Below are 21,129 nucleotides of genomic sequence, written 5' to 3' on the forward strand. Positions count from 1 at the left end.
TGAAATTAAGACGTAGATGAAACCATCTTTACAGCTAAAATTTAGTCAACAGTTAACTATGACGCCCCAATTGCAGCAGGCAATTAAACTGCTGCAATTGTCGACGCTGGATCTTCAACAGGAAATTCAGGAAGCTCTGGATTCCAATCCCCTATTGGAGGTGGATGAAGGGAACGATGATGTCGGTGAGAAAAACAATCTCGACAATGACGACTTTAATGAAACGGCAAGTACGCCGTCGGACAATATGGATACCGGCGAAGCGTTAGAGAAAAACGACCTGCCTGACGAGCTTCCTATTGATAGTACCTGGGATGAATATTATTCCGCGTCTTCTGCCCCCGCAGCGTCTTCCTCTTCTGGTGGTAGTGGTGGCGACGATGAACAGGTTTTTCAGGGTGAGACCACAGATAACATTCAGGATCATCTCTTGTGGCAGATGCGTCTGACACATTTTTCTGATACCGATCGTGCAATTGCTATGGCCATTATTGATTCCATAGACGAATCGGGATATTTAACTGTCACCGTTGAAGACATTCTACAAAGTGTAAACGACGAAGATATGGAAGATCCTATCGAAGAAGACGAAGTTGAATGTGTACTTAAGCGGATTCAAATGTTCGACCCTCTTGGTTCTGGGTCCCGTAATCCGCGGGAATGCCTGATGGTGCAGTTAAAGCAGTTCTCCCCTGATACGCCCTGGCTGGAAGAAGCCAAAATGATCATCGATGAATATGCTGATTTGTTGAGCAGCAAAGATTATCGTACGTTGATGCGCAAATCGAAGCTTAAAGAAGATCAGTTGCGCGAGGCCATGCGCTTGTTGCAAACGCTGAATCCTCGCCCCGGCAGCGCCTTAATAACCAAAGAACCGGAATACGTAATACCGGATGTGTCGGTTACCAAGAAAAACGGCCGTTGGGCAGTTGAGCTTAATCCTGACAGCCTGCCAAAGCTAAGTGTGAATCAGCAGTATGCCGCTATGAGTCGTCGTTCGAGAAACAGCAGTGACTCACAGTTCATTCGCTCTCATATGCAAGAGGCGAAATGGTTCATAAAAAGCTTAGAATCCCGCAATGATACATTGCTGAAAGTGGCTAACTGTATTGTTCAGCAGCAAATGGGCTTTTTTGAACATGGCCCTGAAATGATGAAACCTATGGTGCTAAATGATGTCGCAGAGATGGTAGACATGCATGAATCTACTATTTCGCGGGTAACCACCCAGAAATACATGCACACGCCCCGTGGGATTTTTGAGCTGAAGTACTTCTTCTCCAGCCATGTGGCGACAGATTCTGGCGGCGAGTGCTCATCTACCGCTATTCGCGCATTAATTAAAAAGCTGGTGGCAGCAGAAAAACCGAGTAAGCCGCTAAGCGACAGCAAGATTGCTCAATTGTTGGCCGAACAGGGTATAAAAGTTGCTCGGCGAACAATAGCAAAATATCGGGAGTCGTTATCGATCCCACCGTCTAACCAACGTAAAAGCCTTATCTGATAAGGCGGCTCAAAATAAGGAAGACGAAATATGCAAATCAACCTTACTGGTCATCATGTCGAGATCACTGATTCTTTGCGTAATTATGTCGAAACAAAGTTCAGCAAGTTAGAGCGTCATTTCGATCACATATCTAATGTTCATGTAATACTTAACGTAGAAAAACTTAACCAAAAAGCTGAAGCCTCCATGCATCTCAGCGGTGCTGAGGTGTTTGCATCTGCGGAAAACTTAGATATGTATGCGGCAATTGACGGTATGGTAGATAAGCTTGACAGGCAAGTTATCAAGCACAAGGAAAAGTTGAAAAAGCACTAATGCCCGTCATGGATATTCAAACTCTAATCAGCATGGACCGCACTGAATGTGCGGTCCATTGCAATAGCAAAAAACGCATCCTGGAAATCATCAGTGGTATAGCGGCCAAAAATAATCCTCAGGTAGAAGAGGCTGCGGTTCTCACTGGGTTGCTTTCTCGAGAGCGTATGGGAAGTACTGGAATCGGAAACGGTATTGCGTTACCGCATGCCAGGTTGCCGGGCCTGGATCGCGTGGTTGCCATTGTCGTTACCACTGAACCCGCTATCGATTTTGATGCTATTGATAATAAACCGGTAGATATTTTCTTTGCATTACTGGTACCAGAAGAACAAACTGAAGGACACCTACAAACATTAGCTACGGTTGCCTCTAAACTTAGTGACAGAGACACAGTTAAAGCAATTCGGAAAGCCACCACAAGCGATGATATAGTGACGGCCTTGAAATAAGCCGTCACTACGTTTACAGGGAGATGGGCATTGAAGCTTATTATTATCAGTGGGCGTTCCGGGTCAGGAAAATCTGTCGCCCTGCGCGCGCTGGAAGATTTAGGGTACTACTGCGTCGATAATATTCCGGTTAATCTGCTTCCCGCCCTTACCCATACTGTTGCAGAAGAATACGATCAGGTTGCAGTTAGCATTGATGTTCGAAATCTGCCCAAAGATCCCGCTGAACTGGTAGAAATTCTTGATTATCTGCCGGCGTCTTGGAATATGACCATAGTTTATATCGACGCCAGCGATGATATTCTGGTTAAGCGGTTCAGCGAAACTCGTCGTTTACACCCGTTGGCAAAGCTAAACAAATCCTTGTCTGAAGCGATTAAAACCGAAGCGGGTTTACTTGCTCCCATTGCGGAGCGAGCGGATTTATATATTGATACAGATTCCTTATCTATTCATCAATTAGCAGAACTCATTCGAGAACGCATCCTGGGGAAGAAAAGCTCCAGATTGGTATTGGTATTTGAATCTTTTGGGTTTAAGCACGGTATACCTAAAGATGCCGATTATGTATTTGACGCGCGATTCCTGCCCAATCCACATTGGGAGCCTGATTTAAAGCATCTGAATGGATTGGATTCGCCAGTTGAAGTGTTCCTTGGCTCACTGCCCATTGTTACCAAGTTTATCTGGCAAATACAGAATCTACTCACCACCTGGCTGCCTCATTTAGAGCGCAATAATCGTAGCTATGTCACTATTGCTATTGGTTGCACTGGTGGTCAACATCGTTCTGTTTTCGTAGCGCAAACGCTTGCCAAGAATTTCAGTGATATTCATCCTGATGTTCAGATCCGTCATCGTGAGTTAAACAAATAATGCGAATAGAAAAATCTCTTACTATAGTGAATAAGCTTGGACTTCATGCAAGAGCAGCGACTCAGTTAGTTCAACTGGCAAACCAATTTGATGCTGAAGTCACCCTGATAAAGGGCGATAAAGAGGCCAATGCGAATAGCGTACTGGGGCTGATGATGATGGAAAGTCATCAAGGCGAACTAGTTACCGTTATCAGCAATGGGCCGGATGCTGAGGCTGCGATGCAGGCGATTGAAGCGCTTATCGCTGGTAAATTCAATGAAGCAGAATAGCGCTTGTTTTGCTAAAGCAGTATTACGCCCGTAAAGTCTTCTTCTCTATTCCTTACTGAAAAACTTCTCCTGCTAATTTCGTAGAGAGGTCTTGATTGCGCATCATAATGGAAGTTATAAACGCCTACAAAGGCTTCGCGAATCATCGTATTGTGTGGCTATTCATTTTATCCGTCTTTTCCCCTTCCCTGCTGGCGGCGCAGGACAAGGTGATAGAGCTGACAGCGACGAATAACTGGTATCCCTATGTTTACTATGACAGTGAGCGCAAAGTAAGAGGCTCCGATTATACCATCCTTAAAAATTTGCTGAACGAGATGGGGTATCAACTTCGCGCCTCCACCTTTCCTGAGCGGCGAATGGGAAGGAAAATTGAGCAGGGCGATATTGAAGTCGTTCTCGGCGCAGCGAAAAATTCAGTTAGAAGCAGAAACAATACTTTTTCGCTGCCTTATCGCAAAGAAACAATTACTTTTGCTTACCTGAAAAAACACCAATCCGCCTATGCAGACAAGAGCCTGCTTATGTTGCTTGACGAAGGGCATATGGTCGCGATAAATAAAAGCGGCTGGTATGGCGAATGGTTTGCCGACAATGTCATTAAAGCCTATCCAAAACAGATTGTGCACGTTGAAAGTGTTAACAGACGTCTGAACCTGGTGAATCAAAATCGCGTAGAACTGATCGTGGATGACCGGCAGGTGCTGAAAGCAAATGCTAAGTTACTTAATGTTAAAAACCTTATAATAAGCGAGACCCCAATTAATGTTCAAGATGTGCATTTTATGTTCAGCAAGCGCGCAGTCACCAAAGATTTCATGCGTGAATTCAATGCTAAGTTAGCCGAGTTTCTTCTTCACAACACGCCATTGTAGCCCGACTTTTACTCGCTAAATGCTAACCTGATCTGCCTCGCTTTACTGCACCGTTAGCGCTCGAGCGTTTCACTCGTTGCCATTGGATAAATCGCACAAATTTCATGACACTTGGTGGGTGCTGATGTAACCTATAAGTCGTTAATTTTTCCCGTTTTTTGAAGGTCTGCTATGGCCGAAGCCCTTGAAACAAAATACGCCCAAAGTCAGCTAAGACAACTGAATGCCGCCTTGGCAGACGGTCGTTTTGTGTCTGTGCGTAAATTGCTTCATGAGCTGGCTTCCAGTGACGTAGCGCTTATTCTTGAGTCCAGCCCCACCCGCACCCGTGATGAGCTCTGGGAACTGCTAGATGCCGATTTTCACGGGGATGTACTGGAAGAGCTTTCAGAAGATGTGAGGAACGGCATTATCACTAAGATGATGCCAGAAAAAGTGGTCGATGCCCTGGAAGAAATGGACACCGATGATCTTGCTGAAACTCTCAGCAGTCTTCCCGATGAAGTGTTGCAGGGCATACTGCAAACAATGGGTACGCAAGACAGAGCGCGGGCCGAACAAGCGCTTTCCTACGGCGAAGAAACCGCCGGTTTTGTTATGAACACCGATACCATTACGTTGCGCCCCGATGTGACGGTAGATGTGGTGTTACGTTATGTTCGCTTGAAAGGCAATCTGCCGGAAAATACCGATACTTTTTATGTGGTAAATCGCACTGATAATCTTATTGGTATTGTTCCAGTCACGCGAATGTTAACGGCTGATCCTGAAGATAAAATTTCGGAAATCATGGATGATGACGCTGAAGCCATTCCTGTCAATATGCCAGATGGTGAGGTTGCCAGTCTGTTTGAACGGTACAATTGGCTGTCTGCGCCCGTAGTCGATGAAAAAAATCGCTTAGTTGGGCGCATCACCATTGATGATGTGGTAGATATTATTCGTGAGGATGCTGAGCATTCCATGATGAGTATGGCCGGTCTGGATGATGAAGAGGATACCTTTGCTCCAGTGTGGCAAAGTACCAAACGCCGGTCGGTGTGGTTAGCAGTAAACCTGGTTACCGCGCTGCTCGCTGCTGCGGTAAGTGACTTATTTGAGGCAACATTAAGTCAACTGGCGGTATTGGCAATATTGAACACCATTGTACCAAGCATGGGTGGCGTAGCCGGCAATCAAACCTTGACGCTGGTGATCCGCGGCATGGCATTAGGACATGTAAACATGAGCAACGCCCGCTGGCTGATAAGCAAAGAATTAGCAGTGGGATTTCTTAACGGCATGCTATGGGCGGTGCTCATTGCTACCGTAATCGCCGTCTGGAAAAGCGATTTCATGTTAGGCGTAGTGATTGCGTTTGCGATGCTGATTAACATGATTGCAGCGGCGTTATCGGGTGCAACCTTGCCTCTTGTGATGAAACGGCTGAAGATCGATCCTGCTCTGGCCGGTAGCGTTATTCTTACGACCATTACCGATGTTGTCGGTATCTTTGCGTTTTTAGGTACTGCAACGCTGTTTCTTGTTTAGTCTGACGACACCCTGATTCATACGTTTGCCCAAAGCGAAATATTTTGCGCTTATACCGCCTTCTTCTTTTTGTATGCGATCAAAAAAGGGATTGAAAAGGTGGCGCTACAAACGAAATGCTCTATTGTTTCAGAGACTACGAGGGTAAGGAATCCTCGGCTAAAAGTGGCATCATCCGGAGCTTGAGTGTAGAACAAGAAGAGTAATGAAAGGCAGAAGCTTGTTTAGAGAAATAGCGTTATAAATAATAAATCCGGCTAGGCCGGATTTATTATTATAAATTTTTATTTAATTACTTTTAAAGTAGGCTTACCTTTTTTAGGAGGTACCGGCGCACTTTCCGCATCGCCATCTTTAGTATCACCAGAAGGTCGGGTTTTCGGCTCCTGAGGATTAGGATCAGGAATCATTTCGTCCTCCACCGCGAAGACAGTGCCCGCGCCGTTTTCCCTGGCGTAGATAGCCAGGACTGCTTGGCAAGGCATACTTATCACTCTCGGTTGCCCACCGAAACGCGCCTGAAAAGACAGCGACTCAAGATCCAACGCAAAGTTAACACAAGCTGCAGGTGAAACATTAAGCACTATCTGCCCGTCTTTGACAAACTCTTGTGGTACATTAGCTAGCTCGTTTGTTGCGTCAACAACAATATAAGGCGTTAACTGATTATCCACTATCCAGTCAAAGAACGCTCTTAACAAGTAAGGCTGGTTTGACGTCATTTTGCTCATAATGGATTATGAATTTCGCGTTCTTGATCCGTAAGTGACGCTTTAAATGAGCTACGAGAGAATATCCGCGTCATATAGCCGTTTACTTCTTTACTGCCTGCACCGGTTAACTCAATGTTCAGAGCCGGTAAACGCCATAACAGAGGCGCTAAATAGCAGTCAACTAAGCTAAACTCTTCACTCATAAAGTATGGCATTTCAGCGAAGACAGGCGCAAGAGAAAGCAAAGCTTCACGCAATTCGTTTCGAGCAGTTTCAACATCCCCTTCACCCCGGAAAATTTGCGCGGCTAACGAATACCAATCGCTTTCAACGCGATGCATCATTAGGCGGCTTTGACCTCGTGACACGGGATAAACAGGCATCAATGGTGGATGCGGGAACCGTTCATCAAGATATTCCATAATGATGTGAGATTTATACAACACCAATTCACGATCAACTAGGGTTGGGACTGTACCGTAGGGATTTAAATCAATCAGATCCTCTGGCAGATTATTGGGATCGGTATAACTGATTTCTACACCCACTCCTTTTTCAGCCAATACTATACGTACCTGATGACTATAAATATCAATGGTATCTGAGAACAACGTCATAATAGAGCGTTTATTCGCGGCTACGGCCATTCAATTTCCTCCGTCGAGAGAGTTTGCATTACCCTGCCCATAATAGGTAATACGCAAGATGCTAAAAAAGGGGCAAGACGCCCCTTCCCATATTATACATAAATCTACTGGCTTTAGTGTATTTCTCGCCAGTAATCTTTTTTCAGCAAGTAAACAAACACAAACAGCACAATAATAAATACCAGTGCCCATTTCCCAATCTTTTCAGACTGCAGACGGAAAGGCTCGCCGGTGTACTTCAGGAAGTTTACTAAGTCGCCAACCAGTTGATCATATTCCTCTGGAGATAGAGCTCCGTCACCAGCCGATTTGATCCCTGCGTACCGTTTTACCATTTCACCATCGACCATCACCTCTTCAAAGGTCTCAACTGGCGTTCCCTGCAGAGGTTGCAGCACGTGCGGCATACCGACTTCAGGGAAAACTTTGTTGTTTACCCCAAAAGGACGTTCAGGATCTACGTAAAAAGTACGCAGATAGGTATATAGCCAATCTACACCGCGAACGCGGGCTACCAACGTCAAATCCGGCGGCGCAGCTCCAAACCAACCAGCTGCCGCCGTTTCAGGCATGGCTCGGGTGATATAATCTGTGACTTTATCACCCGTAAACTGCAGATATTCTTCCCCTAATTCATCCGAAATACCCAAATCAGAGAAGGTGCGCTGATAACGCTGATATTTCATTGAATGACAACCAGAGCAGTAATTCATAAATGTCTTAGCGCCGCGCTGTAACGAAGCTTTATCGGTTAAATCGATAGGCGCTTCATCAAGGTGAACCTCATGCCCGGTAGCGGCTAAAACAACACCTGGCAAAAAGAAAGCAAAAAAGCACATCAATTTTTTCATCTAGGGATCCTCGCCGGTACAGGTTTAGTCCTTTCATTTCTGCTGTACAGGAACAGCGCAACAAAGAAACCGAAATACATCACCGTAGCAATTTGCGACGCGATAATTTTCCAGTTTTCCTGTGGCGTACCGCCAAGGTAACCCAAGAAGATAAATACAATAGCAAAAACAATCAGATTTACTTTATGCAAACCACTACGGTAACGCCAGGATTTAACCCGTCCCCTATCGACCCATGGTAAGGCAAACAGGGCAGCAATTGCGCCAAACATTGCAAGCACACCCATCAGTTTGTCAGGTACGGCTTTAAGAATTGCGTAGAACGGCGTGAAGTACCAAACAGGAAATATATGCTCAGGAGTTTTCAGCGGGTTTGCAATTTCAAAGTTTGGATGCTCCAGGAATTTTCCGCTCATTTCCGGTGCGAAGAACATGATATAGCAAAAGATAAACAGGAAGACACAGAATGCCACCATATCTTTAAGGACGATATGGGGGAAGAACGGCACTACGTCGTCAACGATGTCATATTTGTCAGTATAATACTCGTGAATTATGTGCTGAGTTTTTTCATCTTCTTTCAGCGAGCCTTTCTTGTACTTGATGTTAATTCCATCAGGATTATTAGAGCCAACCTCATGCAGAGCAATAATATGTAGGAAAACAAGAATCACTATAACCAGAGGTAGAGCAATAACGTGCAAGGCAAAGAACCGGTTTAACGTGGCTCCGGAAATAACATAATCACCTTGAATCCAGATGACGAGGTCTGGACCAATAACAGGAATTGCACTAAACAGCGATACAATTACCTGGGCTCCCCAGTACGACATCTGACCCCAGGGAAGTACATATCCCATGAAAGCCTCAGCCATCAGCGCCAAATAGATAAACATGCCGAATACCCATAGCAACTCTCGGGGTTTCTGATAAGACCCGTAAATCATGCCACGGAACATGTGTAAATAAACCACGATGAAAAACGCTGAAGCACCAGTACTGTGCATGTAGCGAATAATCCAACCGTAGTCAATTTCCCGCATGATAAATTCAACTGACCTGAACGCACCTTCTGCGTTAGGTACAAAGTTCATCGTTAACCAGATACCAGTAAGGATCTGATTAACTAATACGATAGTGGCCAAAAAGCCAAATACGTACCAAAAGTTCATGTTGAACGGCGCGGGATACTGAATAGCATGCATATTTGCTACTCGCATCATCGGGATGCGCTCTTCAACCCAGGTTAAAAAACCTTTCATATTACGCCACCTCCGCTTCGGAGCCGATGATTACGGTCGTGTCATCAACATATTGATAAGGCGGCACAACTAAATTCAGTGGCGCTGGCACACTTTCAAATACGCGGCCAGCCATATCGAATTTTGAACCGTGACAAGGACAAAAGAAACCATCAGGTACGCCTTCTACGGCTTCCTCAAAGGCTCCTTCTTTTTTGTACTGTGGCGAGCATCCTAAGTGAGTACAGATGCCGACCAGGATCAGATATTCCTCTTTTAAAGAGCGATAACGATTTTTGGCAAAAGTAGGCTGTTGTTCCGCTTCCGAATTCGGATCCTTCAGCTTATCTTCATGTTTCGCCAGTTCATCTAGCATGGCTGGCGGACGGCGAACGATCCATACCGGCTTACTACGCCACATGACTCGTATAAGCTGGCCTGGTTCAATTTGGCTGATATCGACTTCGATATCAGCACCTGCGGCCTTGGCTTTAGCGCTAGGATTCCAGGACGCAACAAAAGGTACTGCCGCACCAACAACACCCACTCCACCAACGACACATGTAGCAACAGTCAAAAATCTGCGACGTGTGTTGTTTTCTGGCTGGTTATCATTATGTGCAGACTCTTTTGCATCTATAGATACATTGCTCATCCACATTTCTCCAGGTTCGGATAGTTATGGCACCTGACCATATCAAGTTTGGTCAGAGTCAGGTATCCATATCGACTTGTCATGAGTGACGCGTTGAAGCACTCTAATGCCTTTGCGTTTCACGATAATTTATAAATTTTTCAACGCAGAATGATAAGTGAAAACCCCTGATTGTTACAAGGTTTTACTGGCATTAAAGCGATATTTTAGCTAACTACCATAGAAACTTTGCTTTAATTTTTATTAATAAACTTTAAAAATTGATTCTCTTTTTTCTATTTTTAAGGTTTTGTGTGAAAAGTATTCAACAAACGCTATAAATTTTCCATTGGTACGCCATGCTATTTCACTGAGGCTATTGATTTTTAGCTGATATTTCAATGTGATTTGCAGAGTATTTGGATGAGAATAAAAAAACGAGCGTAATGAGATCAGTCCGCAGTGATAATTAGACAAAAAATGGAGAAGATCGTAATTAAAATGTAAAAGCATTTTCACGTGCTGCCATAATTTGCATCGTTGCCTTGCTTCTCTTCAATGACATTATTCTTCTGGGCAGGCTGAATTGGTAAATCGAATAGCAAGTATAGCCAAAGCTTTTTCTAAATCCGACAAAAGGCAGGAAAAAAAATATATATAAAAAAGCCCGGCATTGCCGGGCTCTTGCGTAAAGCGTAACAATTAACGTTTTGAGAACTGAGGACGCTTACGAGCTTTGTGTAGACCCACTTTCTTACGTTCAACACGACGCGCGTCACGGGTAACAAACCCAGCTTTGCGCAGTGCAGGACGAAGAGCTTCGTCATACTCCATAAGAGCACGAGTAATACCGTGGCGAATTGCACCAGCTTGACCGTTTGAACCACCACCGCGCACGGTAATGTACAAATCGAATTTTTCGCCCATTTCTACCAGTTCAAGTGGCTGACGAACAACCATGCACTCGGTTTCACGGCCGAAGTACTCGTCAAGAGCACGTGAATTTACTGTGATGTTACCTGAGCCTGGACGCAGGAACACACGAGCAGTAGAACTTTTGCGGCGGCCAGTGCCGTAATATTGAGTATCTGCCATGTCAGTTGCCCCTTAGATGTCCAAAACTTGTGGTTGCTGTGCTGCATGCGAATGTTCTGCACCAGCATAAACTTTCAATTTACGGAACATTGCACGGCCTAAAGGACCTCTTGGCAACATTCCTTTTACTGCTTTCTCAAGAACCATTTCTGGCTTATGAGCAATCAGCTTTTCAAAGTTTGTTTCTTTCAAACCGCCTGGATAACCAGAATGCGAGTAATACATTTTACCCTTTGCCTTATTGCCGGTTACCGTCACTTTTTCTGCGTTAACTACAATAATGTAATCACCAGTATCTACGTGAGGCGTGTACTCTGGCTTATGCTTACCGCGTAAACGCATAGCAATTTCAGAAGCCAAACGGCCTAAGGTTTTGTCTGTGGCATCAACCACATACCAGTCGCGTTTTACCGTTTCTGGCTTTGCAACAAAAGTTTTCATTTATATTTCACCCGAAAAATATCGTCGTTACTGACTCCCAACCATTGGAAATCAAGTTAAAAATCAATGCTAAAGCCCCTTCGAGCTGATTGATTCATCCACCTTCCCAAAGGTGGGCGTAACTGGGCAGGGCGCGAATTATACAGTATTTGAATAAAAAGCGAACCCCCAAAAACAAAAAACTCTGCTGGTAATGTTCAGAAAATGGATTAAGTTAAAGAAGAGAGAATAACAACGACAAACTGATGCGCCATTTACTTTATTTATTGTTTGGTTGGCTGGTTTTCGCCGCGCAGTCTCAAGCAGATACTCAAAAGATAGTTTACACGCAGGGATTCGATAACGAGTATTATGGCTCTTATCAGGCGGCAGTGTTACACGCAGTGCTTGGCGCCACTGCTGATTTTGGTGCGGCAGAAGCAGTGGTTCATCCTCAGCCTATGACTCAGGCGCGGCAAATACTTACGTTGCTTAACGGCGAAGCTGACGTTATGTGGTGCGTCACCAGTGACGAGCGCGAGAAACATCTCATTCCGGTGCGCTTTCCTCTGATAAAAGGCTTAGCAGGCAAGCGAGTGTTGATAATAAAAGCCGATAAGCAGAAAAATTTTCCTTCTACCTTAACCCTTCAGGAACTAAAGCGAAAAACGGCTGTTCAAGGGATTGGCTGGCCGGATCTGGATGTATTAAGCGCCAATGGCTTCACAGTCACCGCGGCAGACTGGAGCAGGTGGTCTACTGCTATGTTTATCGCGGTGGAAAAGGATATGGTCGATTATTTCCCCCGCAACGTTATTGAAGTCTTCAATGATTTGGAACTCCATAACAATAAGCAGGTAACACTGGAAAAGTACCATATCTTAAGTTATCCGAATTACGAGTACTTTTTTGTCTCACCACATAAACCAGAGCTGGTAAAACGCGTGAAGACCGGACTGGCAAGATTAGTGACAAATGGTGAGTTAGAAAAATTATTTAACCAGCACAAAAACCATGCACAGGCGCTGAAATTAGTAGCTGATCCGAAAAGAGTTACCTTTAAAATCATCAACCCTCACTTATCTTATGAGCTTCCTCATTCAGATTGGTTAGAAGACCCCGACGCGGTAGTGGCAGAACTTCTTGATTAATATGTCTAGCAGGGCCTGTGGTTCTTTTAAGAAAGCCCAGGCGTTTTGCCGTGAAGAGGCTTCTAGCTCGCACCGTGATCAAGCAGGTTTATTTAGAAGAAAAACGGACAGCAAAGGCCAACAGGTCTAATCATCTGCTGACATTTTTACAGCTTGCCAGAGTTTTTCCATATCTTCTAAGGATAAATCCTGCAATCCCTTTGCACTCGCGACAGCCATTTTTTCAACTCCGTTAAAACGCCGCCGAAACTTGTGACTGGCGTTTCGCAAGGCGGTATCGGCATCTACGCCGCTGTGCCGGGCAAGATTTACCAAGGCAAACAGCGCATCACCAATTTCCTCTTCAATTGCTGCCGGAGAAGGCTCGTCGGCATCTATCTCTTGTTGAATTTCCTCAATTTCCTCTCGCACCTTCGCTAATACGGGTGCGATGTCATTCCAGTCAAAACCAACTTTTGCACAACGTTGTTGGAGCTTTTGCGCATACATTAATGCCGGTAATCCTTCAGGAACGTCATCAAGATGATATTGCTCAGTGGTGCCTTGTGCTCGTTTTTCCTGTGCTTTAATCGCTTCCCATTGCTTGTTTAGCGCGACCGGCGTTTCTGGTGGCAAACCGGATGCAGGTTTCTTCGAAAATACGTGGGGGTGTCTACGCACCATTTTATCGCTAACGGCGCGGGCCACATCATTAAATTCGAAATCGCCCTTTTCTTTGGCTACCTGGGCATAAAACACGATCTGAAAGAGCAAGTCGCCCAGTTCATCACAAATAGCGGCCGGATCATTGCGAGCAATTGCATCGGCAACTTCATAAGCTTCCTCAATTGTGTAGCGCGTAAGCGACGCCATTGTTTGCGCTACATCCCAGGGGCATCCATGTTGCGGGTCGCGCAGCGTGGCCATAATATTAAGAAGACGCTCCAACTGATCAATATCAATGAGTTTTTCTTTTAACATCGCCAACGCCTTTTAATTGTCTTAACCGCACCATCACTTTAGAGACAGTCTCTAAATCAGGTACTTCAATGGAAATAGAGATAACGGCGGTTTGACGAGGTTTGTCGCTCAAACTGTTAACCCCCAGCAAAGCAACATTTTCATTGGCAAGTACAGTTGTGATATCCCGCAAAATCCCCGTACGATCGGTACAATAAATATCCACACCGGTTTCAAACCCAACATTTAGCTGCTGCGACCAGTTGACTTCAATTTGACGCTCTGGGTGTTGCTCTAAAAGATGCTGAAGCTGATCACATGATTCCTTATGCACGCTAACGCCCCGCCCTTGCGTAATATAGCCTAAAATAGATTCGCCCGGCACCGGCTGGCAGCAGTTTGCTAACTGGCTCATAAGATGACCGACTCCCTCCACCACCACAGTATTTTTCTTACCCTTTGCTCCTGCAGCTTTACGGGTTTTCAGTTTAGGACTGACTTCCGGTTCTGGAGCAGGTTGATATAGCTGACCGATTTGGTGCACCACCGACATGACACGAATATCGCCAGCGCCAATCGCCGCGTATAAATCATCAACCTGCTGAAAATTAAATTTTTCACATGCCTCTGCAGGAACTTTTACCGGTAGATGGGCGCGACCAAGCTCTCTCTCAAGTAACTCCTTACCCGCCACCTGGTTTTTCTCTTTATCCTGCTTTTTAAAAAAAGAGTGGATTGTGGCGCGGGCACGGGAAGAGTGGACATAGCCAAGGCCGGGATGCATCCAGTCGCGGCTGGGATTAAGCGCTTTTCCCGTATGAATTTCCACCTGATCGCCGCTTTGCAGCTGGTAGGTAAAGGGAACGATTCGCTGATTTACCTTTGCACCAATACAACGATGACCTACATTGCTGTGAATGTAGTAGGCAAAATCTAGCGGTGTCGAACCTTGCGGCAAATCAATAACATCACCTTTCGGGGTAAACACATAAACCCGATCATCGAATACCTGACTACGCAGTTCTTCTACTAAGTCGCCTGATTCCGCAACTTCTTCCTGCCACTGCAGAATCCGGCGTAACCAGTTGATGCGCTCATCGTAACCCGATGTTTTCCCCGTTGAGCCTTCTTTGTACTTCCAATGTGCAGCAACGCCCAGCTCTGCATCCTGATGCATCTTCTGGGTCCGGATCTGAATTTCTACCGGCTTTCCCTCGGGCCCCTCAATGACAGTGTGAATCGACTGGTAACCATTCGCCTTAGGCGTAGCGATATAGTCATCAAACTCGGTGGGAATATGGCGATAATTAGCGTGAACCGTACCTAAAGCCGCATAGCAATCCTGCAAGCGTTCGGCAATAATCCGCACTGCCCGAATATCAAAAAGCTGCTCGAAAGTGAGCCGCTTTTTCTGCATTTTTTTCCAGATACTGTAGATGTGTTTCGGTCTGCCATGTACTTCAGCTTTTATGTGCTCTTCATCCACCAGCGCCTGTAGGTGGCTTACCACATTGTCGATATAAAGCGCGCGTTCTTTGCGTTTACCGTCGAGTTGTTTAGCGATTTGTTTGTAAGAAACCGGATGCAAATAGCGAAAGGCTAAATCTTCAAGTTCCCATTTTAGCTGCCCGATTCCCAGACGGTTCGCCAACGGTGCATAAATAGTAGCGCATTCACGCGCCACCATCACCCGCGTTTCTTCATCGGCCTTTTTAACTTGCTGTAGCGCGCAAATGCGTTCCGCCATTTTAATAACCACAGCACGTACATCTTCTACCATCGCCAGCAACATCCGACGGATATTGTCGATATGTTGCTCGTCGGTTACGCCACCTATGTGTTTACCAGTATCTGTGCGCCGACTATGCAGCGCCTTGATGGCATCCATACGTCGCACACCGACGATCAATTGTTCAATATCACTGCCAAACTCATTCAGAATATCCTCGTCAGACAGCTGATGCTGCTCGCAATAAGGATAAACTAGTGCGGCCTGAAGCGTTGCATCATCCATATTAAGCTGGTGTAGAATTTCCACCATCTCCTGCCCTACCAATAAGCGTTCGGGAATTGTGGAAATCGCGCGCAGCTTACGCTTGCTTTCTTCAGCCAAAGACAAGCTGTCTAACCAGCTTTCAAAGGAGGGTCTATCGGGTTCGTGTACTTTCCGTGTTGACACCATAAAACATCAACTCGCTAAGGTGGTTTTGTTGTGCGTAAATAAAGCCATGGTTTCAAGATGCCGCGTATAGGGAAACATTTCAATTACACTTACTTTATCCATTTGGTATCCGCCACTTAACAAAATTTTTGCGTCTCTTGTGAAAGAGCTGGGATTGCAAGAAACGTACAAAATTTTTGGCACTGGCTGCCTTGCCAGCAGCTCACACACACTCTGGGCTCCCTCTCTGGAAGGGTCCAGGAGTAAACTGTCTACAGGTTCAGCTAATACATTTTTAACTGCCGCCGGATCACCAAGATCAAGATGTAGCCAATCAATATTTGTAATGCCCTGCTGGAGTGCATTATTCCTGGCGTTACGCACCATTTCTGCAACCCCTTCTATGGCTTGCACCGAAGCGGCGCGTTTCGCCAATGACAAGCTAAAGTTACCCAGACCACAGAACCAGTCAGCAATTTTATCGTCCGGCTGAGGCGCAAGCCACTCCATCGCCCGTTCAATCATTTGGCGATTTACATCGCTGTTCACCTGTACAAAATCGTTGGGCATAGGCGATAAAGTTATTCCGGGTTCGGTCTGGCAAAGAAGCGGCGCGTGTTCATAAGCAACCTCAAATTCCCCATCGGGTCGCTCCAGGACAATATTGACTGCGTGGTATTTCCCCAGCTGCACCAACGCGTTCATCATCTCCTGGCCTAAAGCACGAACAATTTTTACGGTAACTTGCGCGACATTATCACCTTTAAGTAAGCTGATATGCCCGACATTGTGGCGGCCAGCGTGACGGGTAAGCAACTGCTTCAGAGGCGCAATAACTGCCGATAATTCAGGCTCCAGAATAGGACACGCAGGCACATTAACTATGTTTTTGCCGCCTTGTTCACGATAGCCCACTTTTACGTTATTGCAGTCTCTGGCATCTACCGCCAACCTTGCCTTACGGCGATAATCAGGCTTCCTACCCGTGAGCGGTGGTTGCCAAGGAATATCTGTTAATCCCAACCGGGTTTGCCAGTAGCTTCCTAACGCTTTTTGACGCCCTGCCAATGAACTTTCTGCAAAAACATGTTGCAACTGGCAGCCGCCGCACCGGGCGATCAGCGGACAAAAGGGCGTAGTACGTTGAGCAGAGGGTATCAGTACCTTTAATAGCCGCGCCTTGGCAAATTGTTTCTGACGTTGAAAGATAACCACTTCGCAGGTTTCACCCGGCAACGCGCCCTCTACAAACAGCACCGGCGAATGAGAAGTACTCACCCCCTGCCCTTGCATATCCATTTCATCGATATAAACCGTAATGGGCGTTTGTTTAACCAGTTTACGCTTTGTAGGAGTGTAAAAATTAGCCACTTTAAATCCTAGGCTGTTGCAGTTTCCAGAATGACGGTAGCGACGGCATAATGCTTCTCATCAGAAATAGAAAGATGACTCGACACTATTGCTCGCTTGTCGCAGTGTACGGCGAACTCGCCCGAGAACAATAAAAACGGTGCGCCTAATTGATCGTTACACACTTCAATATGCTGCCAGCTTATCCCTCTGCCGATGCCGGTGCCTAACGCTTTTACCGCAGCTTCTTTGGCTGCAAAACGTTTTGCAAGATATCTGGCTGGCTCTGAATGCTCAGCAAATATTTGCATTTCTCTTGAGGTTAGAATTCGGGCTGCTAAACGAGGAGTACGCGCAAGATTCTGCGCAATACGATCAATTTCAATAATATCTGTTCCCATACCGGCAATAGCCATAGCATTAACGCGGGGATAACGAAGCCAGCCGGGCTTCCTGCATTAAGCTTCGCATTTCTGCCACGGCATTATGTAAACCGTCGAACACTGCTCGCCCAATAATGGCGTGACCGATATTCAGTTCGATGATTTCAGAAATGGCGGCAATAGGTTTCACGTTGTGATAGTGCAGTCCGTGCCCCGCATTAACAGACAGCCCGAGACTGGCCGCATAACGAACTCCCTGCGTTAAGCGGATAAGTTCCTGCTGCATTGCGTGTTCGTTTTTCGCTTCAGCATATTGTCCGGTATGAATTTCGATAAATGGCGCACGACATTCTTGAGCGGCATCTATTTGCTTTTCATCGGCATCAATGAACAAAGAGACCTGGATACCTGCATCGGCCAATTGAAGGCACGCGTCTTTTACCTGTGCAATATTTCCTGCCACATCCAGCCCGCCTTCTGTTGTCAGTTCCTGACGCTTTTCAGGCACCAGGCAACAAAATGCTGGTTTTACATCGGTGGCGATAGCAAGCATCTCAGGAGTAACTGCCATTTCCAAATTCAGCCGCGTATTGATGGTTTGCGCCAGTAGTCGCACGTCGCGATCTTTAATATGGCGGCGGTCCTCACGCAGATGAACGGTAATGCCGTCCGCTCCAGCACGTTCTGCTATATCAGCAGCGTGTACCGGGTCAGGGTAACGAGTACCACGTGCATTTCGCAACGTAGCGATATGATCAATATTAACGCCAAGAAAGATATCGTTCATTCACCTAAAGCCAGAGTTATTGATAACAACTAAAGTGTACCAAAATTACTCCTGTAGGTGAGTAAAATCATGTAATACTCATCCGCCTTGATGTGTAATCAGCTCAGAGCGCACATCAAGGTGGGTTTAATATAAAAGAAGGCGCAATGCCTGTTGCTGTAGAACTACCGGATTACGAAAAGTTCGCGGCTTTTGAGTGGCTTATCCCCCACCAGTGGCAGAAGCGCCAGTCGGTTAAGGTGTTTCGCCACTTTTCTCGCTGACGGCGTCCAGTCTTCGGCTACCGCAGCCAACAACGCATAACCGGGAATTGGATTTTTAATGATATCTGGTAGCGCAGGCACAATTCCTTCTTCGGAGGAATACGCATACCATTTCTCTGCCTGCACCTGTTCGCCAGTTATTCCTTCCTGCGTCCAGTCCGCAAGCAGCCCCATTTCTTTTAACACTGCAAATTCAAACCGGCGTAAGGTAAGTTCAATATCTACCGCGGCACTGAGTTCACCTAACGCTTTCTGATAATGACTATAGAGACTTTCGCTGACAAGTCCTGCGGGCATTACCCGGTTCAACAATTCGTTGACGTACAACCCGCAAAACAGCGAGGTCCCTTGAAGCAATATTTGCCCTCGCTCCCCTTCAGCTTGTACTAAATTTTTTAGTTCCGAACGACCGGTTAACTGGATGCGTAGCGACTGGAACGGCTGCAAAAGGCTTTTTCGATCAGAGCGGCTGTTACGGACACCCTTTGCCACAGCACTCACTTTGCCTAGTTCTAACGTAAAGCAATCAACAATATAGCTGGTTTCCCGATAGGGCCTTCGATGAAGTACATAAGCCTGAAGCCATTGGCGTTCTGCCATATTCTTGTTCCTGCTTTCAGGCGCGCCTGATTCTGACTACTTTCATAAATTCAAATTCGATTCCGGCAACGATTTCGCTCTGAGGATAATAGGTTACATTCACTCTGGCGCCTACCAGCCTCTGGTACGGTTTTTTACGGCGAAAGACAAACGGCACATCAACATTCTCCAACATTAATGTATGACGAATCCACTCGCCTTCATCGCGCTGAACATGAGACGTCACTTTTTTGTCTTCAGAATGCGTAAGGGAATTATGCCGTTCAAGCAGAGGATTACGTTTATCCTTCATAAACACTCAACTCCTCAATCATTAGCTGAACGGTTTCTTTGCCTCTGAATACATTCACATCCAGCCGATATGCCACCTGCACCCATTTTGCTGCAATGTTCGGCCAAATTTTGTTATCTACATTGAACGCAATGGCATCGACTTCATTGCCCGAGGGTAAACGAAAGACGACTTTTAAATGCTTTTCCTGCAATAATTTTTGCGAAACCAGTTCAAATATCCCATCGAATAACGGCGGTTCAAACCCTTGTCCAAAAGGGCCTGCCTGACGGAGTGTCTTAGCCAGTGAAAGGTCGAGCTCGTTATCCGCCAATTCACCATCACTCACAATGGTAAACAACTCACCGGCCTTTGCCATGTATCTGTCAGTTATTGTTTGAAAAGCAACTTCAAATTCTTTTAATTTTATCGCTGGCAAACTTAATCCAGCCGCCATGGCATGACCGCCAAATTTAATAATAATGCCTGGATAAAGTCTATTCACTTCGTCCAACACATCGCGAATATGCAGACCTGGCACCGAGCGAGCAGAGCCCTTAATGATTTGCTCATCCTGATGCGCAAAGGCAATAGTCGGGCGGCGATACTTTTCTTTTATTCGGCCCGCTACAATCCCGATAACCCCTTGATGAAAGTCTTCCTTATAGACTACCAGTGCTGAGGGCATTGTAGCCTCCCCCAACACCACTGACTGAAGAACCATTTCCGCCTCGGCTTTCATACTTTCTTCAATGGCACGACGTTGCTGATTAAGCCCATCCAGTTCCGCTGCCATATGGCGCGCCTGCGTATCGTCCTCGCACAATAAGCACTCAATACCCAGCGCCATATCTTCCAATCTGCCGGCAGCGTTAAGCCGTGGCCCCACAACAAAACCTAAATCTGCGGCGCTCAAGTGGCTGATTTCCCGCCTGGCGACCTCTACCAGAGCCCGAATACCAGGGCGACACTTGCCGCTACGGATACGCTGGAGCCCTTGATGGACCAGCACACGATTGTTTTTATCCAGCACTACCACATCTGCGACAGTACCAACCGCTACGATATCTAACAGGGTGGCGAGATTGGGAACTGGCAAGTTATGAGAGGAGAACCACTGTTTTTCTTGCAGCTGCGCACGACATGCCAGCATCAGATAAAAAGCGACTCCCACTCCTGCTAAATTTTTTGAAGGGAAAGTACATTCTTTCTGATTGGGATTAACAATAGCATCGGCCAGAGGAAGTTCGTTGCCGGGAAGATGATGATCAGTAACAATAACCTGCATTCCCAGCGATTTGGCTCGTGATACCCCTGCCAGACAGGCAATACCATTATCCACTGTCAGCAGCAGCTCTGCGCCTTGGGAATGAGCAACATCTACAATCCCTTCGCTTAATCCGTAGCCAAAATCAAAACGGTTGGGAACCAGATAGTCTATATTAGAGTGGCCCATCTGCCGCAAAGACAATATACAAACAGCCGTACTAGTGGCGCCATCGGCATCGAAATCTCCGACAATAATAATGCGCTTATTCGTCTGAATTGCCGCGACAAGTAGAGAGGCAGCCTCGTCAATACCTTTCAATTCGCGGTAATGGTGTAACCCGCTAACCCGGTGATCCAATTCATTTATGGAAGCAATTTGGCGGCCACGATAGATACGATCCAATACCGGATGTAACTCATTTGATAACGGGCTGTATTCAATGTTGCGACGGACAATAGGCAATCCCATAACGACTTGGCACCTGATAATATAACTGAAAGACTATGATAGCGGGATTTGAGGAACA

The 21,129-nt window shown here is 46.0% G+C and carries 23 protein-coding genes; 8 read left to right on the plus strand and 15 right to left on the minus strand.

Annotation, left to right across the window (positions count from 1 at the left end; genetic code table 11):
* Positions 1–16: 16 nt before the first annotated feature.
* The 7 genes from CA267_RS05385 (at position 17) to mgtE (ending at position 5,827) form a co-directional block, all read left to right on the plus strand.
* Positions 17–1,504 (plus strand): RNA polymerase factor sigma-54, encoded by a 1,488-nt coding sequence (locus CA267_RS05385; RefSeq protein ID WP_075608441.1) that lies wholly within the window; start codon positions 17–19, stop codon positions 1,502–1,504.
* 30 nt (positions 1,505–1,534) lie between these two features.
* Positions 1,535–1,822 (plus strand): ribosome hibernation promoting factor, encoded by a 288-nt coding sequence (hpf, locus tag CA267_RS05390; RefSeq protein WP_075608440.1) that lies wholly within the window; start codon positions 1,535–1,537, stop codon positions 1,820–1,822.
* Between the two features lie 8 nt (positions 1,823–1,830).
* Positions 1,831–2,274 (plus strand): PTS IIA-like nitrogen regulatory protein PtsN, encoded by a 444-nt coding sequence (ptsN, locus tag CA267_RS05395; RefSeq protein WP_075609981.1) that lies wholly within the window; start codon positions 1,831–1,833, stop codon positions 2,272–2,274.
* 30 nt (positions 2,275–2,304) lie between these two features.
* A complete protein-coding gene (gene rapZ, locus CA267_RS05400; RefSeq protein WP_075608439.1) occupies positions 2,305–3,150 on the plus strand; it encodes an RNase adapter RapZ in 846 nt (281 codons plus the stop codon).
* The gene (locus CA267_RS05405) at positions 3,150–3,422 is read left to right on the plus strand and encodes an HPr family phosphocarrier protein (protein WP_075608438.1); all 273 of its coding nucleotides are present in this window, start codon (positions 3,150–3,152) and stop codon (positions 3,420–3,422) included. Before rapZ ends, CA267_RS05405 begins: the two co-directional genes overlap by 1 nt.
* A gap of 107 nt (positions 3,423–3,529) precedes the next feature.
* A complete protein-coding gene (locus CA267_RS05410; protein WP_075608437.1) occupies positions 3,530–4,297 on the plus strand; it encodes a substrate-binding periplasmic protein in 768 nt (255 codons plus the stop codon).
* A gap of 171 nt (positions 4,298–4,468) precedes the next feature.
* The gene (mgtE, locus tag CA267_RS05415; protein WP_075608436.1) at positions 4,469–5,827 is read left to right on the plus strand and encodes a magnesium transporter; all 1,359 of its coding nucleotides are present in this window, start codon (positions 4,469–4,471) and stop codon (positions 5,825–5,827) included.
* A 284-nt stretch (positions 5,828–6,111) separates the two neighbouring features.
* Here mgtE and CA267_RS05420 read toward each other — a convergent pair whose 3' ends face one another.
* The 7 genes from CA267_RS05420 to rplM all read right to left on the minus strand — a co-directional run bounded on the left by CA267_RS05420 (position 6,112) and on the right by rplM (position 11,449).
* Complete coding sequence (locus CA267_RS05420) at positions 6,112–6,558, minus strand: ClpXP protease specificity-enhancing factor (protein ID WP_170669020.1); 447 nt, start codon at positions 6,556–6,558, stop codon at positions 6,112–6,114.
* Positions 6,555–7,187 (minus strand): stringent starvation protein SspA, encoded by a 633-nt coding sequence (gene sspA, locus CA267_RS05425; RefSeq protein ID WP_075608435.1) that lies wholly within the window; start codon positions 7,185–7,187, stop codon positions 6,555–6,557. Before sspA ends, CA267_RS05420 begins: the two co-directional genes overlap by 4 nt.
* Before the next feature lie 113 nt (positions 7,188–7,300).
* Positions 7,301–8,038, minus strand: coding sequence for a cytochrome c1 (locus tag CA267_RS05430; RefSeq protein WP_075608434.1), 738 nt, complete (start codon positions 8,036–8,038; stop codon positions 7,301–7,303).
* The gene (locus tag CA267_RS05435; protein ID WP_075608433.1) at positions 8,035–9,300 is read right to left on the minus strand and encodes a cytochrome b; all 1,266 of its coding nucleotides are present in this window, start codon (positions 9,298–9,300) and stop codon (positions 8,035–8,037) included. Before CA267_RS05435 ends, CA267_RS05430 begins: the two co-directional genes overlap by 4 nt.
* A 1-nt stretch (position 9,301) precedes the next feature.
* Entirely contained in the window at positions 9,302–9,934 is a 633-nt protein-coding gene (gene petA / locus CA267_RS05440; protein WP_075608432.1) for a ubiquinol-cytochrome c reductase iron-sulfur subunit, read from the minus strand.
* A 681-nt stretch (positions 9,935–10,615) separates the two neighbouring features.
* On the minus strand, positions 10,616–11,008 hold the full coding sequence (gene rpsI, locus CA267_RS05445; RefSeq protein ID WP_075608430.1) for a 30S ribosomal protein S9: 393 nt from the start codon (positions 11,006–11,008) through the stop codon (positions 10,616–10,618).
* Positions 11,009–11,020: 12 nt separating this feature from the next.
* Positions 11,021–11,449, minus strand: coding sequence for a 50S ribosomal protein L13 (gene rplM / locus CA267_RS05450; protein ID WP_075608429.1), 429 nt, complete (start codon positions 11,447–11,449; stop codon positions 11,021–11,023).
* Between the two features lie 245 nt (positions 11,450–11,694).
* Between rplM and CA267_RS05455 the strand changes: the two genes are divergently transcribed.
* Positions 11,695–12,579 (plus strand): type 2 periplasmic-binding domain-containing protein, encoded by an 885-nt coding sequence (locus CA267_RS05455; RefSeq protein WP_075608428.1) that lies wholly within the window; start codon positions 11,695–11,697, stop codon positions 12,577–12,579.
* Positions 12,580–12,705: 126 nt separating this feature from the next.
* Here the strand turns inward: CA267_RS05455 and mazG are convergent, their stop codons facing one another.
* The 8 genes from mazG to recJ form a co-directional block, all read right to left on the minus strand.
* Positions 12,706–13,539 carry a nucleoside triphosphate pyrophosphohydrolase gene (gene mazG / locus CA267_RS05460; RefSeq protein WP_075608427.1) on the minus strand — a complete coding sequence of 278 codons (834 nt, stop codon included), beginning with the start codon at positions 13,537–13,539 and terminating at the stop codon, positions 12,706–12,708.
* Positions 13,517–15,700 (minus strand): GTP diphosphokinase, encoded by a 2,184-nt coding sequence (relA, locus tag CA267_RS05465; RefSeq protein ID WP_075608426.1) that lies wholly within the window; start codon positions 15,698–15,700, stop codon positions 13,517–13,519. The genes mazG and relA overlap by 23 nt, the downstream gene beginning before the upstream one ends.
* Before the next feature lie 6 nt (positions 15,701–15,706).
* A complete protein-coding gene (locus tag CA267_RS05470; RefSeq protein WP_075608425.1) occupies positions 15,707–17,050 on the minus strand; it encodes a hypothetical protein in 1,344 nt (447 codons plus the stop codon).
* 8 nt (positions 17,051–17,058) lie between these two features.
* Positions 17,059–17,445 (minus strand): holo-ACP synthase, encoded by a 387-nt coding sequence (gene acpS / locus CA267_RS05475; protein WP_075608424.1) that lies wholly within the window; start codon positions 17,443–17,445, stop codon positions 17,059–17,061.
* A gap of 4 nt (positions 17,446–17,449) precedes the next feature.
* Positions 17,450–18,199: a pyridoxine 5'-phosphate synthase gene (pdxJ, locus tag CA267_RS05480; protein ID WP_075608423.1), complete on the minus strand. Its 750-nt coding sequence runs from the start codon at positions 18,197–18,199 to the stop codon at positions 17,450–17,452.
* A 164-nt stretch (positions 18,200–18,363) separates the two neighbouring features.
* Positions 18,364–19,062: a DNA repair protein RecO gene (gene recO, locus CA267_RS05485; protein WP_075608422.1), complete on the minus strand. Its 699-nt coding sequence runs from the start codon at positions 19,060–19,062 to the stop codon at positions 18,364–18,366.
* Positions 19,063–19,078: 16 nt separating this feature from the next.
* Positions 19,079–19,354 carry a hypothetical protein gene (locus CA267_RS05490; protein WP_075608421.1) on the minus strand — a complete coding sequence of 92 codons (276 nt, stop codon included), beginning with the start codon at positions 19,352–19,354 and terminating at the stop codon, positions 19,079–19,081.
* On the minus strand, positions 19,344–21,071 hold the full coding sequence (gene recJ, locus CA267_RS05495; RefSeq protein WP_083638307.1) for a single-stranded-DNA-specific exonuclease RecJ: 1,728 nt from the start codon (positions 21,069–21,071) through the stop codon (positions 19,344–19,346). The genes CA267_RS05490 and recJ overlap by 11 nt, the downstream gene beginning before the upstream one ends.
* Between the last annotated feature and the right edge of the window lie 58 nt (positions 21,072–21,129).

This window comes from Alteromonas pelagimontana (genome assembly GCF_002499975.2).
In the GTDB taxonomy this organism is placed as follows: domain Bacteria; phylum Pseudomonadota; class Gammaproteobacteria; order Enterobacterales; family Alteromonadaceae; genus Alteromonas; species Alteromonas pelagimontana.

Bases quoted from the DNA above. Each gene is read 5' to 3' on its own strand.
- CA267_RS05385 (WP_075608441.1), top strand. From the start codon at position 17: ATGAAACCATCTTTACAGCTAAAATTTAGTCAACAGTTAACTATGACG.
- hpf (WP_075608440.1), top strand. From the start codon at position 1,535: ATGCAAATCAACCTTACTGGTCATCATGTCGAGATCACTGATTCTTTG.
- ptsN (WP_075609981.1), top strand. From the start codon at position 1,831: ATGGATATTCAAACTCTAATCAGCATGGACCGCACTGAATGTGCGGTC.
- CA267_RS05405 (WP_075608438.1), top strand. From the start codon at position 3,150: ATGCGAATAGAAAAATCTCTTACTATAGTGAATAAGCTTGGACTTCAT.
- CA267_RS05410 (WP_075608437.1), top strand. From the start codon at position 3,530: ATGGAAGTTATAAACGCCTACAAAGGCTTCGCGAATCATCGTATTGTG.
- mgtE (WP_075608436.1), top strand. From the start codon at position 4,469: ATGGCCGAAGCCCTTGAAACAAAATACGCCCAAAGTCAGCTAAGACAA.
- CA267_RS05420 (WP_170669020.1), bottom strand. From the start codon at position 6,558: ATGAGCAAAATGACGTCAAACCAGCCTTACTTGTTAAGAGCGTTCTTT.
- sspA (WP_075608435.1), bottom strand. From the start codon at position 7,187: ATGGCCGTAGCCGCGAATAAACGCTCTATTATGACGTTGTTCTCAGAT.
- CA267_RS05430 (WP_075608434.1), bottom strand. From the start codon at position 8,038: ATGAAAAAATTGATGTGCTTTTTTGCTTTCTTTTTGCCAGGTGTTGTT.
- CA267_RS05435 (WP_075608433.1), bottom strand. From the start codon at position 9,300: ATGAAAGGTTTTTTAACCTGGGTTGAAGAGCGCATCCCGATGATGCGA.
- petA (WP_075608432.1), bottom strand. From the start codon at position 9,934: ATGAGCAATGTATCTATAGATGCAAAAGAGTCTGCACATAATGATAAC.
- rpsI (WP_075608430.1), bottom strand. From the start codon at position 11,008: ATGGCAGATACTCAATATTACGGCACTGGCCGCCGCAAAAGTTCTACT.
- rplM (WP_075608429.1), bottom strand. From the start codon at position 11,449: ATGAAAACTTTTGTTGCAAAGCCAGAAACGGTAAAACGCGACTGGTAT.
- CA267_RS05455 (WP_075608428.1), top strand. From the start codon at position 11,695: ATGCGCCATTTACTTTATTTATTGTTTGGTTGGCTGGTTTTCGCCGCG.
- mazG (WP_075608427.1), bottom strand. From the start codon at position 13,539: ATGTTAAAAGAAAAACTCATTGATATTGATCAGTTGGAGCGTCTTCTT.
- relA (WP_075608426.1), bottom strand. From the start codon at position 15,700: ATGGTGTCAACACGGAAAGTACACGAACCCGATAGACCCTCCTTTGAA.
- acpS (WP_075608424.1), bottom strand. From the start codon at position 17,445: ATGGCTATTGCCGGTATGGGAACAGATATTATTGAAATTGATCGTATT.
- pdxJ (WP_075608423.1), bottom strand. From the start codon at position 18,199: ATGAACGATATCTTTCTTGGCGTTAATATTGATCATATCGCTACGTTG.
- recO (WP_075608422.1), bottom strand. From the start codon at position 19,062: ATGGCAGAACGCCAATGGCTTCAGGCTTATGTACTTCATCGAAGGCCC.
- CA267_RS05490 (WP_075608421.1), bottom strand. From the start codon at position 19,354: ATGAAGGATAAACGTAATCCTCTGCTTGAACGGCATAATTCCCTTACG.
- recJ (WP_083638307.1), bottom strand. From the start codon at position 21,071: ATGGGATTGCCTATTGTCCGTCGCAACATTGAATACAGCCCGTTATCA.